This window comes from Pseudomonas sp. NPDC089396, assembly GCF_044749545.1.
In the GTDB taxonomy this organism is placed as follows: Bacteria; Pseudomonadota; Gammaproteobacteria; order Pseudomonadales; family Pseudomonadaceae; genus Aquipseudomonas.
The window spans coordinates 327,732-342,978 of the sequence record NZ_JBIVIC010000004.1 but is presented as its reverse complement, the minus strand read 5'-3'; the positions used below and the strand labels follow the sequence as shown (position 1 = coordinate 342,978).

15 protein-coding genes are annotated in these 15,247 nt (G+C 65.2%); 6 read left to right on the top strand and 9 right to left on the bottom strand.

Annotation, left to right across the window (positions count from 1 at the left end):
* The first annotated feature begins 185 nt into the window (after nucleotides 1-185).
* The 3 genes from ACIPZB_RS09775 to ACIPZB_RS09765 are packed head-to-tail and all read left to right on the top strand — an operon-like array spanning nucleotide 186 to nucleotide 4,249.
* A complete protein-coding gene (locus tag ACIPZB_RS09775; RefSeq protein ID WP_400640033.1) occupies nucleotides 186-641 on the top strand; it encodes a (2Fe-2S)-binding protein in 456 nt (151 codons plus the stop codon).
* Nucleotides 641-2,884, top strand: coding sequence for a molybdopterin cofactor-binding domain-containing protein (locus ACIPZB_RS09770; protein WP_400640032.1), 2,244 nt, complete (start codon nucleotides 641-643; stop codon nucleotides 2,882-2,884). Before ACIPZB_RS09775 ends, ACIPZB_RS09770 begins: the two co-directional genes overlap by 1 nt.
* 18 nt (nucleotides 2,885-2,902) lie before the next feature.
* A complete protein-coding gene (locus ACIPZB_RS09765) occupies nucleotides 2,903-4,249 on the top strand; it encodes a c-type cytochrome (RefSeq protein ID WP_400640031.1) in 1,347 nt (448 codons plus the stop codon).
* A gap of 18 nt (nucleotides 4,250-4,267) precedes the next feature.
* Here ACIPZB_RS09765 and ACIPZB_RS09760 read toward each other — a convergent pair whose 3' ends face one another.
* From ACIPZB_RS09760 to ACIPZB_RS09740, 5 genes are all read right to left on the bottom strand, one after another.
* On the bottom strand, nucleotides 4,268-4,810 hold the full coding sequence (locus ACIPZB_RS09760; protein ID WP_400640030.1) for a membrane integrity-associated transporter subunit PqiC: 543 nt from the start codon (nucleotides 4,808-4,810) through the stop codon (nucleotides 4,268-4,270).
* Between the two features lie 26 nt (nucleotides 4,811-4,836).
* On the bottom strand, nucleotides 4,837-6,477 hold the full coding sequence (locus tag ACIPZB_RS09755) for an intermembrane transport protein PqiB (RefSeq protein ID WP_400640029.1): 1,641 nt from the start codon (nucleotides 6,475-6,477) through the stop codon (nucleotides 4,837-4,839).
* The gene (locus tag ACIPZB_RS09750) at nucleotides 6,461-7,105 is read right to left on the bottom strand and encodes a paraquat-inducible protein A (RefSeq protein WP_400640028.1); all 645 of its coding nucleotides are present in this window, start codon (nucleotides 7,103-7,105) and stop codon (nucleotides 6,461-6,463) included. Before ACIPZB_RS09750 ends, ACIPZB_RS09755 begins: the two co-directional genes overlap by 17 nt.
* Nucleotides 7,102-7,698, bottom strand: a complete 597-nt coding sequence (locus tag ACIPZB_RS09745) for a paraquat-inducible protein A (protein ID WP_400640027.1) — start codon at nucleotides 7,696-7,698, stop codon at nucleotides 7,102-7,104. The genes ACIPZB_RS09750 and ACIPZB_RS09745 overlap by 4 nt, the downstream gene beginning before the upstream one ends.
* 221 nt (nucleotides 7,699-7,919) lie before the next feature.
* Complete coding sequence (locus ACIPZB_RS09740; RefSeq protein ID WP_008093800.1) at nucleotides 7,920-8,240, bottom strand: hypothetical protein; 321 nt, start codon at nucleotides 8,238-8,240, stop codon at nucleotides 7,920-7,922.
* 255 nt (nucleotides 8,241-8,495) lie between these two features.
* Here ACIPZB_RS09740 and ACIPZB_RS09735 point away from each other — a divergent pair, with 255 nt between their 5' ends.
* The 3 genes from ACIPZB_RS09735 to ACIPZB_RS09725 all read left to right on the top strand — a co-directional run bounded on the left by ACIPZB_RS09735 (nucleotide 8,496) and on the right by ACIPZB_RS09725 (nucleotide 11,253).
* A complete protein-coding gene (locus ACIPZB_RS09735; RefSeq protein ID WP_400640026.1) occupies nucleotides 8,496-9,158 on the top strand; it encodes a TetR/AcrR family transcriptional regulator in 663 nt (220 codons plus the stop codon).
* 68 nt (nucleotides 9,159-9,226) lie between these two features.
* Nucleotides 9,227-10,705, top strand: coding sequence for an MDR family MFS transporter (locus ACIPZB_RS09730; RefSeq protein WP_400640025.1), 1,479 nt, complete (start codon nucleotides 9,227-9,229; stop codon nucleotides 10,703-10,705).
* A 74-nt stretch (nucleotides 10,706-10,779) separates the two neighbouring features.
* Entirely contained in the window at nucleotides 10,780-11,253 is a 474-nt protein-coding gene (locus tag ACIPZB_RS09725; RefSeq protein ID WP_400640024.1) for a hypothetical protein, read from the top strand.
* A 138-nt stretch (nucleotides 11,254-11,391) separates the two neighbouring features.
* Here ACIPZB_RS09725 and ACIPZB_RS09720 read toward each other — a convergent pair whose 3' ends face one another.
* From ACIPZB_RS09720 to ACIPZB_RS09705, 4 genes are read right to left on the bottom strand one after another with little or no spacing between them, the layout of a single operon-like run.
* Nucleotides 11,392-12,183, bottom strand: coding sequence for a sugar phosphate isomerase/epimerase family protein (locus tag ACIPZB_RS09720; RefSeq protein ID WP_400640023.1), 792 nt, complete (start codon nucleotides 12,181-12,183; stop codon nucleotides 11,392-11,394).
* A complete protein-coding gene (locus ACIPZB_RS09715; RefSeq protein WP_400640022.1) occupies nucleotides 12,180-12,920 on the bottom strand; it encodes an SDR family NAD(P)-dependent oxidoreductase in 741 nt (246 codons plus the stop codon). Before ACIPZB_RS09715 ends, ACIPZB_RS09720 begins: the two co-directional genes overlap by 4 nt.
* Entirely contained in the window at nucleotides 12,917-14,266 is a 1,350-nt protein-coding gene (locus tag ACIPZB_RS09710; protein ID WP_008093793.1) for an MFS transporter, read from the bottom strand. Before ACIPZB_RS09710 ends, ACIPZB_RS09715 begins: the two co-directional genes overlap by 4 nt.
* Nucleotides 14,267-14,306: 40 nt before the next feature.
* Complete coding sequence (locus ACIPZB_RS09705; protein ID WP_400640021.1) at nucleotides 14,307-15,134, bottom strand: amidohydrolase family protein; 828 nt, start codon at nucleotides 15,132-15,134, stop codon at nucleotides 14,307-14,309.
* Nucleotides 15,135-15,247: the final 113 nt, after the last annotated feature.

Genomic DNA, 15,247 nt, shown 5'->3' with positions numbered 1-15,247 from the left:
ACTGGCCCTATCGCCGGCTTGCCGGCGATGGGGCCACAGGTTTGCGCATTCCAACGGAATGCTTGCCTGATCCTCTGGACCTGCCGCCCACGGCAGACGAACGGTTCCTGCCCTGTGCTAGCGTTTCTGGATTGGGGAACAACGTATTCCCCACGTGAAGACAACCGATGATCAGCAGGTGAGCCATGGAACTTCGTATCAACCAGCAGACCTACCAGGTCGAGGCTGCCGCCGACACGCCCCTGCTGTGGGTGATCCGCGACGACCTGGGCCTGACCGGCACCAAGTATGGCTGTGGCCTGGCCCAGTGCGGCGCCTGCTCGGTCCTGGTGGACGGCAACGTGGTGCGCGCCTGCGTGACCCCGGTGGCCGGCGTGGTCGGGCGTGAGGTGACCACCATCGAAGCCATCGAGGCCGATGCCGTGGGCAAGCGCGTAGTGGCGGCCTGGGTCGAGCATCAGGTGGCCCAGTGCGGGTACTGCCAGTCCGGGCAGGTGATGGCGGCCACCGCGCTGCTCAAGCACACCGCCAAACCCAGCGATGAGCAGATCGCGGCAGCGATGGTCAACCTGTGTCGTTGCGGCACCTACAACGCCATCCATGCCGCCGTGCATGCACTCGCCCAAGGGGAGAAGGCCTGATGAACGTGCCAATCGATACCCCGGCAGCGCTTCTTGACCTGCCACTTGGCGAAACCGTGAACCTGTCGCGCCGGCGCTTCCTCGCCGGCACCGCCGTAGGTGCCCTGGTCCTCGGCTTCGGGCTGCCCTTGGGCGGCGCTCGGGTCCAGGCGGCAGCGGCCGTGGAGCGCGGCACCCAGGTGCCGGCATTCCTGGAGATCCGCCCGGACAGCAGCGTGCGCCTGCTCTGCCCGTTCATGGAGGGCGGGCAAGGCACCTACACGGCCATGGCGCAGATCGTCGGTGAAGAGCTGGACGCCGACCCCGCCACCTTCCTGGTCGACAGCGCCCCGCCCGGCGAAACCTATGTGGTGATGGAAAACGGCATGCGCATCACCGGCGGCAGTATGTCGGTGCGCATGAGCTACCCGACCATGCGCCGCCTCGGTGCCCTGGCCCGGGCCATGCTGATGCAGGCTGCCGCCGAGCAATGGGGGGTTCCGCTCGGCGAACTGTCGACCGAACCCGGCAAGGTGCTGCACACCGCCTCTGGCCGGGCGCTGACCTACGGCGAGTTGGCCGGGCGCGCCATGGACCTGCCGGTGCCGGACCCCACCAGCGTCAAGCTGCGCGACCCCAGCCAGTTTCGCTGGATCGGCAAGCCGGTTCGGCGTGTCGACGCCTACGACAAGTCCACCGGCAAGGCGCAATACACCATCGACATCAAGGTCGACGGCATGCTCCACGCGGCCGTGCAACACGCACCGCGCCTGGGTATGACCGTGGGCAACCTGCGTAATGAAGAACAGGTCAAGGGCCTGCCTGGCGTACACTCGGTGCACCGCTTGCCGGGCGCCGTGGCGGTGGTCGCCGAACGCTGGTGGCACGCCAAGCGCGCGGTCGAGGCGCTGCAGGTCGATTGGCGAGAGCCCACGGCGGACAGCAAAGTGCGCCCCATGCCCGCGGACTTCTCCAGCGCCGCCTGGCGCGAGCACCTGGCGGCGCAGCAGGGCCCGGCCCGAGACGATGAACGCGAAGGCGATATCGACGGCGCCTTGGCCAACGCCAAGACCCAGATCGAGGCCACCTACCACAACCAGTACCTCAACCATGCCCAGCTGGAGCCGCCGAGCGCGCTGGCGCGTTTCAACCCGGACGGGTCGCTGGAGGTGTGGCTGCCGAACCAGGCACCGGACATGTTCCGTGACGACATCGCCAAGCGCACCGGCCTCTCCCCTGCGCAAATCACCCTGCACTCACCGCTGCTCGGCGGTTTCTTTGGCCGCCACTTTCTCTATGATTCGGCCAACCCCTACCCGCAGGCCATCGAACTGGCCAAGGCCGTTGGCCGGCCGGTGAAGCTGATCTGGAGCCGCGAAGAAGAATTTCTGCGCGATGTGTTGCGGCCTGTGGCCGTGGTCAAGTTCCGCGCCGGGCTCGATGCCGACGGCCTGCCCATCGCCCTGGAAGCGGTGAGCGCCACCGAAGGCCCGACCGAAGCCCTGGCCGGCAAGCAAGGCGAGCAGATCGACCCGACCGCGCTCGAAGGCCTGTCGGGCAAGGCGTATGCCATCGCCAACAAGCGCATCGCGCAGGTCTATGTCAAAGGCCCGGCCATGCTGGGTTACTGGCGCTCGGTAGGCAATTCGCTGAACGACTTCTTCTATGAGGCGTTTCTCGATGAACTGGCCGACAAGGGCGGCAAGGACCCCTTCGAGCTGCGCCTGCACCTGCTGCGCGACAACCCGCGACTGACCACCTTGCTGCGCGCGGTCGGCGAACTGTCGGGGGGCTGGAAACGCGGCCCGTTCACCGCCGAAGACGGCAGCAAGCGCGCGCGGGGCGTGGCCATGGCATCGCCGTTCGGCTCGCAAGCGGCAGTGATTGCCGAAGTGTCGATCGAACAGGGTCAGGTCAAGGTGCACGACATCTGGCAGGCCATCGACCCCGGCAGTATCGTCAACCCGGCGATCATCGAAGCCCAGGTCAATGGCGCCGTGGCCCTTGGTCTGTCGCAGACGCTGGTCGAGGAAGCGGTGTACGTCGATGGCCAGCCGCGGGCGCGCAATTACGACCTGTATCCGATCCTGCCGGCCTCGCGCATGGCCCGGGTGCATGTGCGCATCGTCGAAAGTGGCGAGAAGATGGGCGGTATCGGCGAACCGCCGCTGCCCGCGGTGGCACCGGCAGTCGCCAATGCGGTGGCGCAGCTCACCGGCCAGCGCATCCGCAGCCTGCCCCTGAGCCGCTATACCTTCAGCTGACCGGACAAGGACCGCCCCATGACCCACCGCCGATTGGCAAGCGTTGCAGGATGGCTGGTGTTGCCGTGCCTGCTCGGTGCAGGCCTGCTGGCCTGGTACGTGACCCGCGAGCCCGCCTCGCCTTTCGCCGCTGAACAGCCCCCCGGCAGCGACCCGGCGCTGGTCAGCCGCGGCGAGTATGTGGCCAGGCTCAGCGACTGCGTGGCCTGCCATAGCCTGCCAGACGGCAAGCCCTTCGCCGGTGGGCTGGAAATGGCCACCCCGCTGGGTGCGATCCATGCCACCAATGTCACCCCCGACCGTACCACTGGAATCGGCAACTACAGCCTTGCCGACTTCGACCGCGCGGTACGCCACGGCGTCGCGCCGGGAGGCCGGCGCTTGTACCCGGCCATGCCCTACCCTTCGTACGCCAAGCTCAGCGATGAGGATGTGCGCGCCTTGTACGCCTTTTTCATGAACGGTGTGCAGCCCGCGCAGCAGGCCAATATTCCCAGCGACATCCCCTGGCCATTGAACCTGCGCTGGCCCATCGCCTTGTGGAACGGCCTGTTCGCTGCCACCACGCCTTATGCGGCCAAGCCGGGGCAAGACGCGTTGTGGAACCGCGGCGCCTACATCGTCCAGGGGCCTGGCCACTGCGGCAGTTGCCATACCCCGCGTGGCCTGGCATTCAACGAAAAAGCCCTGGACGAGGGCGCTGCGCCCTACCTCGCCGGTGCCTTGCTCGATGGGTGGTACGCCCCCAGCCTGCGCAGCGACCCCAACACCGGCCTGGGCCGCTGGAGCGAGGCGCAGATCGTGCAGTTCCTCAAGACCGGGCGTAACCAGCACGCAGTGGTGTTTGGTTCGATGACCGAAGCGTTCAACAACTCCACGCAGTTCATGACCGATGACGACCTGGCGGCGATTGCCCGCTACCTCAAGTCGCTGCCCGGTGACCCCCAGCGCGACGGTACGCCCTGGCAGTATCAGGCCAATGCAGCCGGCGAGCGCCTGGACAGTCCCGGCGCCCACACCTATGTGACCCGCTGCGCCACCTGCCATGGCCTGGACGGCAAGGGCCAGGCCGAATGGATGCCGCCGCTGGCCGGGGCGACCTCGGCGCTGGCGAAGGAAGATGCATCGGCGATCAACATCACCCTCAATGGCTCGCAGCGCATCGTCGCGGCGGGCTTGCCGGATGCCTACCGCATGCCGGCCTTCCGCGAACAGCTGTCGGACCAGGAAATTGCCGACGTCCTGAGCTTTGTGCGCAGCACCTGGGGTAACCACGGCGGTGCAGTGGCTGCACAGGCGGTTGGCAAGCTGCGCGACCACACCGGCCCCGCCAGCAGCAGGCCGATCATCCTGCACATGCGCTGAAGGGGATGTGTGAGGGGATCACTGCGTGCTCGGGCAAGCGCTCCTGCCCGGCGCCGCGGCCGCCCTCACCGCTTCGGCCAGTTTGCGCAGGTTGGCCTGGTGGGCATTGACCAGGCTGGTGATGCTGTTGTCGGCTGCAGTCTGCACCGATGTGCGGCAGGTCATCTCAGCCTCGGCCGGTTTTTTCAGGCGCCACAGCGTATCCAGTGACGCGTACTGGCCCGGCACGCTGTCGAAGCGCTGAACATCCACACGCAGCAGCGCGGTAGATCCCGCTACCGGTCCGCCCAGCATGTCCTGCAAGGCGCTGCGAAACTCATCCACCAGGTTGGCGCCCCACCACTCGGTTTCAAGGATCGCCAAGCCACTGGCGCCCTGACGCACCACCAGCTGCGAGCGATCCACCTGGGGCGGCAGGCTCACCCGGCCGACCATGATGTGCTGGTTATTTCCCTGGGCCGGCTGCGCCGGCACCAGCGTGTGGTAGTTGTTCGGGGTACTGCTGCACCCCGACAGCCAGATCAGCAAACCGGCTCCACACAGATTGCGCAATCGATGCATCGGCAGCACTCCTCTGGCCTGCGCCCTCAAGGTTTCAAGTTTTCTGCGCCGGCCGCTTTGGGGCGGCCACGGATCAGCGATTCGGGGTGCCGGCCCAGGTAGTCGGACAGGTCACGCAACGAGCGCGACATGCGCTCCAGTTCGTCCAGTGTCTCGCCCAGCCGTTCGCGTTGCGGCGAGTCCTCGGCAAGGGTCGAATTGGCGCTTTTCAAGGTCTTTTGCATCTCGTCGAGGGTGGTCTTCACACCCGGCAACGTCTGGCCATTGAACTGCTTGAGGTTGGCACGCAGCTCACGCAGGCTGCCGTCGAGGTTGTTGGCGATGCTCTCCAGCGGCAACTTGCTGACGCGCTCGATGAAGTGCTGCAGCTGCTCTTGCAGTTTTTCCAGGCTGCCCGGCAGCGTGGGAATGACGATGGGCTCGGCCGTCATGTCGAACGCGACTTTCGGCGCATCGGGGTAAAAGTCCAGGGAAATGAACATTTGCCCGGTGATCAGGTTGCCGCTGCGCGCCTGGGCGCGCAGGCCATGCTCGACGAAGGTGCCGATCAGCCGCCGTGCCCCGGCCAGGTCGCCGGGGGTCTGCTTGAACACGCCGAGCATCTTCTGGTGCACAGGGCCAAGGCGCTGCGGATAGATCACCGCATCGACCACCACGGGGAAACTTTGTTTGGCCTGATCGTAGTCGAGCTGGATTGATGTGACCTTGCCGAATTCCACGCCCTTGAACTCCACCGGCGCCCCCACCGACAGGCCGCGCATGGCCTGGTCGAAGCGCAGTTGCAGGTACTGCGGCCGGCCATGGGGCGGCGACAGTGCCATCTCCCGGTCAGCAAACAGACGGAAACGCGCCTGGTCCTCGGCGGGCTCGGCGTCCGGCGCGAAATCGGGAGAGCCGAACGCCAGCCCACCCACCAGGATCGACGAAATCGACTCGGTGTCGACTTTCAGGCCATTGGCGCCAATCTGCATGTCGACACCGCTGGCATTCCAGAAGCGTGTGTTCGTGGTCACGAAGGCATCGTAGGGTGCTTGCACGAAGACGCCGAGTTCCACGCCCTTGCCATCTTCGCGCAAGTTGTAGGACACCACTTCGCCTACCGGTATCTTGCGGTAATAGATCGACGAGCCGATATCCAGCGAGCCCAGGTCGCGGGCCCTGAGGGTGAAGCGCTTGCCAATTTCGCCATAGGTGATCGCCGGCGGCAGCTCCAGACCAGTGAATTTTTTCTCCGGTGACTTCGACTCACCGGCATCGGCGCCAATGAAGCTGCCGGACAGCAGGGTATCCACCCCGGAAATCCCTCCCGCGCCAATCCGTGGACGGACCACCCAGAACCGCGCGCCCTTGGTCGCGAACGATTTGGCTTCGTTGGACAGCTGCACTTTGACCAGCACGCTCTTGTGGTCGTCGGCAAGGTCCACCGTGGTCACCTCGCCGATCACCACGCTGCGGTACTTGACCTGGGTCTTGTGCGCCACCAGGCCTTCCCCGGAACGGAAGGAAATCGAGATCACCGGCCCCTGCTCCATCCAGTTGCGCACTACCAACGAAGCCCCGACCAGGATCGCCAGGATCGGCACGATCCATACCAGTGACACATTCCAGCGCCGGGTACGGATCTGCGCTTGCCCTGCACCTTCTTGCCTGTCACTCACTTGCGCCATCGGTGCCGCCTCCGTCGTTGCCAGGGTCATCCCAGATCAAGCGTGGGTCGAAACTCATTGCCGAGAACATGGTCAGCACCACGACCATGCCGAAGAACAGGATGCCCGGCCGGGGTTCGATGGTGCCAAGGCCACGCAATTGCACCAGCGCCGCCACCAGCGCCACCACGATCACATCGAGCATGGACCAGTAGCCGATCAGCTCGACACCGCGATACAACTGCGAACGCTGCCGGCGGGCCCAGCTGGAACCGCTTTGAGCGGTGAACAACAGCAGGCCGAGCGAGAAGAACTTGATTGCCGGCACGCCGATACTGGCGATGAAGATGATCAAGGCGATATCCCAGGCGCCGGCCTCCCAGAACTCGATCACGCCGCCGACAATCGTGCTGTCACTGCCACTGCCGAGCATTTCGGTGTGCATGACCGGCAGCAGGTTCGCCGGGACGTAGAACACCAGCGCGGCGAACAGGAAGGCCCAACCGCGGGTGATGGCATTGGTCTTGCGCGGGTGCAGCGCAGCACCGCAGCGCTCACAGCTGTGCGAACCGTCGCTCAGGTCGCAGGCCTGGCCACAACCGTGACACAGGCACAGGCCCAGGTCCTCGGCTTGCGCGGGCGTGTTCATACCTGCTCCCACAGGTCGCGTATGTCACGCCCGGCGATATAGATGATGAGCACGCTCAGCGCGGCCAACGCGATCAGGCCAATGCCCGGGATGACATCGAGCAGGCCCGCCAGCTTGATCACCGCCACCAGTGCCCCCAGCAGGCAGACTTCCAGCATGCTCCAGGGGCGCAGGCCTTCCAGGCAGCGCATGCACATGGCAAAACCGGGGGCTCGACGACCGGCCAGGGCAAAGCTCAGTACCCAGCACAGCAAGGCGATCTGCAAAATGGGGGCGAAGATGATGGCCAAGGCCATCACCAGGGCAATGAAGGTGATGCTGCCGCTGCTCAGGATCAACACCGAATCCCACAGGGTGGCCGAGTTGGACAGGCCCTGCATGCCGATGGTCATGACCGGGTACAGGTTGGCGAACACCAGCAACACAGCGCCTGTGACACTCAGGGCCAGACGCTGCTGAATGCCAAGGCTGGAATGCCGGTACAGGACGCCGCCACAACGGGTGCACAGCGCCCGCTGATGCCGTTGCACGGGCGCACGCTCGTACACCGCGTCGCAGTATTCGCAGATGATCAGGTTCCGGGGCCCACTCATGCTCATGCTCTTTCCCTAGGACGTCTTGTTACAGGCAGTCACTCCAGGCCTTCACGCACGCTGACACGTGCAAGCCTAGTAGGAAAATGTACTTATGCAGGGTGAAGGAAAACGATTTATGCACCGAATGGTGCAGCCAGCGGGCCAGTGCATCGAGCGGCGCGTCGATGCCCTGCCGCCGCGTCAGGCCCTGATGGAACAAGGCCCGAGCGAAATTCGAATCAGCCGCGGATACGCGCCAGCGAACGCTCCGCTGCCGCTTGGAACACGCGCCGCAAGGCGTCGATCTGGCCTTGCGCAAGGCCCCTGGAGCAGATCAGCCCCTGCAAGAAGCCAATGCCCCAGTTGCGGGCTTCTTCCAGTTGCTGGTGGTCTTCAGCGTCAGCGATATCACCCAGGTGCAGGGCAGCATGGTGCTCGTAGCGGTCTTCCAGCGCCAGATTGCGCAATTCCTTCAGCGCAATCTTGAATTCTGCAGCGGCAACATCGTCCAGGCCCAGGTGCTCGAACTGCAGCAGGCTCAGACGGTCGGTGGCGGTCATCGGCGAATCTCCGTTTCTTAATCAGGGCAGCGGGCAAGAAAATCACCAGCCAAGCGTCGACGCATCCAGGTGGCGGGCGATGGTGGTGTCGGTAACGGCTTGTATACCATAGGAACCACCTCTCTCCCTAGCGGTGAGCGCCGTCCGGTCGGCTTTGAAGCGGGCTTTTGCCTTTTGTCATCATCACTAAATTTAAATTGAATTTAACTTAAAACTAGCCCAGGCTTCTCCCATTGCTCAACGGAGAGAAAAGCCATGGCGACAACCGTTCGTGAACCCCGCAAGGACGGCGAAGCTACCCGCGCCCGTATCCTCCAGGCGGCCGGCGAACTGTTCGCGGCTGTCGGGTACGCCGAAGCCAGCAACAAGGCCGTGGCAGCCAAGGCCGAAGTCGACCTGGCGTCGATCAACTATCACTTTGGCAGCCGCAGCGGCCTCTACCTGGCCGTGCTCGATGAAGCCCGGCGGCGTTTTCTGGACATTTCCGACCTGCAGCGCATCACCCTCGCCGAGCAGCCAGCGACAGAGAAACTGCGCGCGCTGGTCGAGCTGGTGGTGAACAAGGCGCTGCAGGGGCACAACAATTGGCACCTGCGCGTGCTCGCCGCCGAAATCCTGGCGCCCAGCCCGCACGGCCAGGCGCACCTGCAGACCGGGGCGCCGATGAAACTGGCACTGCTCAAGGGCCTGTTCAGCGAAATCACTGCCATCCCGGCAGACGCACCAGCGCTGACCCGCTGCATTCTTTGCGTCACGGCGCCCTGGGCCATGCTGCTGATCGGCCCGCGCGCAACGTCCGGTGCGCTGCACGAGATCCTTGGCATGCCTGCTGATCAGATCAGCACGCACTTGTATCACTTCGCGCTGGCGGGCCTTGAAGCAATCGGCCGCCAGTACGCTCAGGGCGAGGGCTGCTGATCATGCACGGACGCGCCGCTGAAACTGCCCTCCCGGATCAAGCCAGCCCCTCACCTGCGCACGCCAACGTGGATAGGCAGACGTCCATCCCGTGGTTGCTCGGTGCCTTGATGTTGGTGATGTTCCTCGCTGCCCTCGACCAGACCATCGTCTCCACCGCGCTGCCGACCATCGTCAGCGACCTCGGCGGCCTGCGCTGGTTGTCGTGGGTGGTTACCGCGTACCTGCTGGCCTCGACCGTGGTGGTGCCGCTGTACGGCAAGTTCGGCGACCTCTACGGGCGCAAGCGGGTACTGCAGATCGCCATCGCCTTGTTCCTGCTGGGCTCGGCGTTGTGCGGCGTGGCCCAGGACATGACCCAGCTGGTGCTGTTCCGCACCTTGCAGGGCCTGGGTGGCGGCGGCCTGATGGTGGTGGCGATGGCCGCCATCGGCGATGTCATTCCACCTGCCGAGCGCGGCCGCTACCAGGGCTTGTTCGGCGGTGTGTTCGGCCTGGCGACTGTGGTCGGGCCACTGATCGGCGGCTTTTTGGTCGAGCACCTGTCGTGGCACTGGATCTTTCTCATCAACCTGCCGCTGGGCCTGCTGGCGGTGCTGGTCATCGGTTACGTGTTCCGCCCGCATGTCGCCCCGGTCAAGCACGTGGTCGACTACATCGGTGCCTTCTTCCTCACCGTTACCCTGGGTTCGCTGGTACTGATCACCAGCCTCGGCGGCAGCCTGGTGCCGTGGGCGTCGCTGGACATTCTGTGCCTGGGGCTGTTCGCCGTAGTCGGCCTGGCCGGCTTCATCTACGAGCAGCGCCGCGCCGTCGAGCCGATCATGCCGCTGCACCTGTTCCGCCACCGCACCTTCGTGCTCGCCGGGCTGATCGGCCTGGTCGTCGGCGTGTCGCTGTTCGGCTCGGTGACCTTCCTGCCGCTTTACATGCAGGTGGTCAAGGACGCCACCCCGACCAGTGCCGGCTTGCAGATGCTGCCGTTGATGGGTGGTTTGCTGGTGGTGTCGGCCATCACCGGGCGGCTGATCAGCCGCTGGGGACGCTACCGGATCTTCCCGATCCTGGGCACGCTGCTGCAGGTGATTGCCCTGGGTCTGTTGAGCCGCATCGACCTGGACACGCCGAAGATGCTGATGAACCTGTACATGGGCCTGCTGGGTGCAGGCCTGGGCATGGTCATGCAGGTGCTGATCCTGGCGGTGCAAAACAGCGTGGAGCGGCGCCATATTGGCGTGGCGACCTCGGGCGCCACCCTGTTCCGCTCGATAGGTGGGGCGGTCGGCGTGTCGGTGTTCGGGGCGTTGTTCGCCCATACCCTGCTCGATCGCCTCCCCAGCGATTTCGCCGCCACCACCGGCGGCCCCGCAAGCCTTTCGCCGACAGCGGTACATGCGCTGTCGGCCCCCTTGCAGCAGGCCTACCTGCAGGCGTTCTCCGGAGCGATGCATGGCGTGTTCCTGCTGGCTGCAGTGATTACCTGCGTGGCATTCGCGTTGTCGTGGATGCTGCGCGAGGTGCCCCTGCGTTCGGCCGCAACCCCATGAGGGCTGCGGTCTCCCGGCCCGGAGTAGTCCGGGCTATTCTCAATGATACGGTTCATATTTAGTGGAGGTGTGCCATGCGTGCGCTCACGTTGAGTTACATGCTGGTACTGCTGTGTGCAGCCCCGGTAGTCCAGGCCCAATCAGTAGTACCGCTCAAGGGTCAGAGCAGCCAGCAGACGCAGCTGGACATCAATGATTGCAATACCGTGGCGACCAACGCCGCGAACAGTGCCACCAGCAGCACCAGCCCGCATGTCGGTGGCCGGGTGAAAGGCGCGGCCGTAGGCGCCGCGGCGGGCGCAGTCGGGGCGCAGGTGCGCGGTAACCAGCACGATGAGCTCTATGACCGGGTCGGCGACGACGCCAAGCAAGAGTATCGCCAGAACCGTGCCGGCGAAGTGGCAGCAGCCGGTGCCGTGGTCGGTGGCTCACGCCAGCGCCAGGAGCGTCGCCAGGACCGGCGTAACCAAGGCGAAGCACAAAGCTCGGCACATGCCAATGCCTTCAGCGGTTGCCTGCAAGGACGGGGGTACCAGGTCAATCCTTGAAGACTTGCACGATCCCTGTGGGAGCCGGCTTGCCGGCGATGAGGCCGGGGCAGGTAAACTTGAATTGCCTGTTCGGGCCCTATCGCCGGCAAGCCGGCTCCCACAGGGGATGGCGCTGGCTGCAGCCCCCCTCTTAATTTACAGGCACGCTAACCAGGAGCAGGTAGCGTCATACGCCCGCCGTACGTTCTGCTTGCCAGCGTGCTGTCGCGTTGGTGTTTCCACGCTTATCTGCACGTCCACCGGCAACGCCCCGAGCAACGGCGCCAACGGCAGTTGCCCCTGCCCCGGCAACAGCCGCCCTTCTCGTGCCTCCTGAATGATCAGCGCGTCCACCGGCGCCAGCCGCGGCGCATCGCACAGTTGCACGGCCCGCAGGTAACCTGGGTCAACGCCGGCAAGGGCCGCGACATCGCCCCCCGAACGGAACAGGTGCAAGGCATCCAGCAACACGCCACTGTTGCCCTGCCCGGCCGCCATCACCACGGCAAGCGCGTGTTGCAGCGTGGCCACCGGCCGCCAGCGCATGAACTCAAGGTCCACACGCAACCCGTAGCCACTGGCCAACTCGCACAATGCCGCGAAGCGCTGGGTCAGCCGCGCGAGCTCCGGGTCGTCCCCGGAAACCGTAAGGCTCTGCGCTCCCAGCTCGGCGCCTGCCGCCAGCAACGCTTCGCAGTCGGCTACCTGAAACGCGGGCGTCAGCGCGACGAACTCGATATCGGCAACCTGCACGCCCTCGCCGGCCATCACCGCCTTCAGCTCGCCCATGGCCTGGCTGCCTTGCGCCACCGGGTAGGCCCGCGCACCCGGCTGTACCGGGTGCAGCCGCAGCCCCACCGCGGCGAAACCGGCCCGGCCGGCCTCGCGCACCAACACAGCCGGGGCCAGGTCCAAGGCCGTCAGGTGGGCCACCCCCAGCGCTTTCAATAGGTCGCCCTGCCGCCGCTGAGGTCGAATACGAAGCCGGTGGTGAAACTGCATTCGGGTCCGGCGATCCAGGCCACCATGTTGGCGATCTCCTCGGCCTTGAGGAACCGCCCCATGGGGATCTTGGCCTTGCTCGCGGCAATGTGCTCCGGGGTCATCTCGGCCATCAGCGGCGTTTCGACCATGGCCGGCGCGATGCAGTTGAGCAGCACGCCGTCCTGCGCAAGCTCCTTGGCCGCGGCCTTGGTGAAGGCGATGACCCCGGCCTTGGCCGCGGAATACCCCGAAATGAACTGAACGCCGTCCTTGCCCGCCATCGAAGCGACATTGACGATACGCCCGTAGCCACGCTCGCGCATGTGCGGTATGGCCGTGCGGCAGCAGTAGAAGACGCTGTTCAGGTCAACGGCGATGACCTTGTCCCAGGCCTCTGGGGAGTACTCCCAGCACGGCAGCACCGGACCATTGATGCCGGCATTGTTGACCAGGATCTCGACCTGCCCCAGGCGCTCCAGCACCTCGGCGAATGCGCTCTGCACAGACGCCAGCGAGGCCACGTCCACCGCCTGGCGTAGCACCGGCTCGAAGCCACTGGCAGCACTGTCCCAGCCGTCGACCGCCAGGTCCCAGATCACCACCTGGGCGCCAGCCACCTGCAGCCGTTGCGCAATGGCCAGGCCGATGCCGCGCATGCCGCCGGTGACGATTGCCGTTTGCCCTTGCAAAGATTGACTCATTGTCTTGCTCCATTTTCGACAGAGGGAATATCCGGCAGGCGACGCAGGTCGCGCACCATGAACAGGTAGCACAGCGCACCCAGCGCGGTGATGGTGGACACGAAAGCCAAGGCCCAGACGAACGAGCCCGTGGCGCTGACGATCAGGCCGATGGTCAGCGGGGTGACAATGCCGGCGGCGTTGGCGAACAGGTTGAACAGCCCGCCGCTGAGCCCCAGCAGGCCTTTGGGGGCGATATCGGAAACGATCATCCAGGCCAGCGCCGACATGCCCTGGGCAAAGTAGGCAACGCAAAGGATGGTGATCACCAGCGCGTCGGACTCAACATAGTTGGCCAGCACGATCACCGAGGCGGTCAGCAGTCCGGCAATCACCGGCAGCTTGCGCGCCACGTTCAGCGAGTAGCCGCGGCGCAGCAAGGCATCCGACAGCCAGCCACCGGCCAGGGTGCCCAGCGATGCGGCGATGAAGGGCAGCACCGCGACCCAGCCGACCTTGAGCCAGGGCATGTGCCGCTCGGTGACCAGGTAGGTGGGGAACCAGGTGAGGAAGAACACGTTGGTCGAGTTGCAGGCGAACTGCCCCAGGCAGATGCCCAGCATGTTGCGGTGCTTGAGCAGTGCCGGAATCTGCGACCAGCGGAACACGGTGGCTTTCTGTCCGCCGTCGACCACGCCGCCGCCGGCGGCGATGTAGTCCAGCTCGGCCTGGTTGGCGGAGGTCGACTGATGTGGCTCATGGTACTTGCGCCACCACACCAGACCGTACAGCACCCCGAGCAGACCGACCGCCATCAACAGGAAGCGCCAGCCATAGGCGTGCAGCACCCAGAACAGCAGCGGCGTGAGGAACGCAAGCCCGGTGTACTCGGCAAAGGTGTAGATGCCGGTTGCCCTGGCTCGCTCGCTCTGCGGGAACCAGGTCGCCACCACGCGGCTGTTGGTGGGGAAGCACGGTGCCTCGGTCACGCCCACCAGAAAGCGCATGCCCAGCAACGACAGAAAACCCTGGGCCAGGCCCTGCAAGCCTGTGAACAGCGACCACAGGGTCAGCGCCAGCCAGTAGGTGAACTTGGTGCCGAGGCGGTCGATCAGGATGCCACCGGGAATCTGCGCCGCGGCATAGGTCCACGAGAACGCCGAGAAGATCACCCCCATCAGCGCAGCGTTGAGGCCCAGGTCGGCGCTGATACTGGGTGCGGCGATCCCCATGACACTGCGGTCGAGATAATTGATCATGGTGCCGCCCGAGATCAACGCCAGGATCATGAAGCGGGTGCGGGTCCTTTGTTGCAGGCGCGCGGGCGTGTCTAGCACGCCTTGGCCGAGGTGCTGTTCAACGGTCATGACAATTGCTCTCTTGTTATTGGAATGGCAATGCGTGGGGTCAGGCGAAGCCGAACAGGCGCCTGGGCGTGTCCCACATGATCGTTCGGCGCAGCCGAGGGTCCGGCATCAAGCGCTCGGCCAGTTTCAGCAGCGGCCCGTAATCGACCCGCGCAGGTTGGCGGATGAAGGGCCAGTCCGAGCCCCAGACACAGGCATCCGGGCCAAACGCCTCGATCAGCGCCTGGACATAGGCGGCGCTCTGCGCGTGCAGCGCATGGGCAGCCGCGAACTTCTGCATACCGGAGAGCTTCACGCTGACGCGGCCAAGCCGGGCCAGCCTCAGCAGCGCCTGGAAACCGGGCTGCTGCAACCCGGCAGCGGCCTGCGGGCGACCGCAGTGGTCGATCAGCACGCGCACCGGGCTACGCTCGATCAGGCCCTGCAAGTCGACCAGTTGGTCTTCGCAGACCTGGATCTGGGCGAACAGGCCCAGTTCGGCCAGCTTGCCCAGCAGCGGCTCGGCCTCCTGCAGCCTGGTCAGGCCATGCATCGCGGGGTTGAACGCCACGCCCACCACCCCCTGCTCACGCAGGACGGCCAGTTGCTCCAGGCCGATCTGGCGATCGACCACCGCCACCCCCTTGAAGCGCCCCTGGCCGCTGGCCAGGGCGTGCAACAGGCAGCGATTGTCGGTGTGATAGCCGCTGTTGGGCCCCACCAGCAGGGCATGACGCACACCGTAGGCATCCATCACCTGGTTGAACTGCTCCAGCGGGGCGACTTCCTGGCCGGACGGTGCATAAGGTGCATCCGGGTGATAGGCAAAGCGCGCAGGGTCAAACAAATGGTTATGGCAATCGATCTTCGGTTCATCAAAGATGTTCAAAAGGCGGCTCCTTCAAGCGCCACTGCGCTTGCCTGCAGATCTTGTTATCGTTCGCCATCCAGGCGATTGGCCTGGGCTCAAGATACTGCGGGCGTGTGCGTTGCGCTCATACA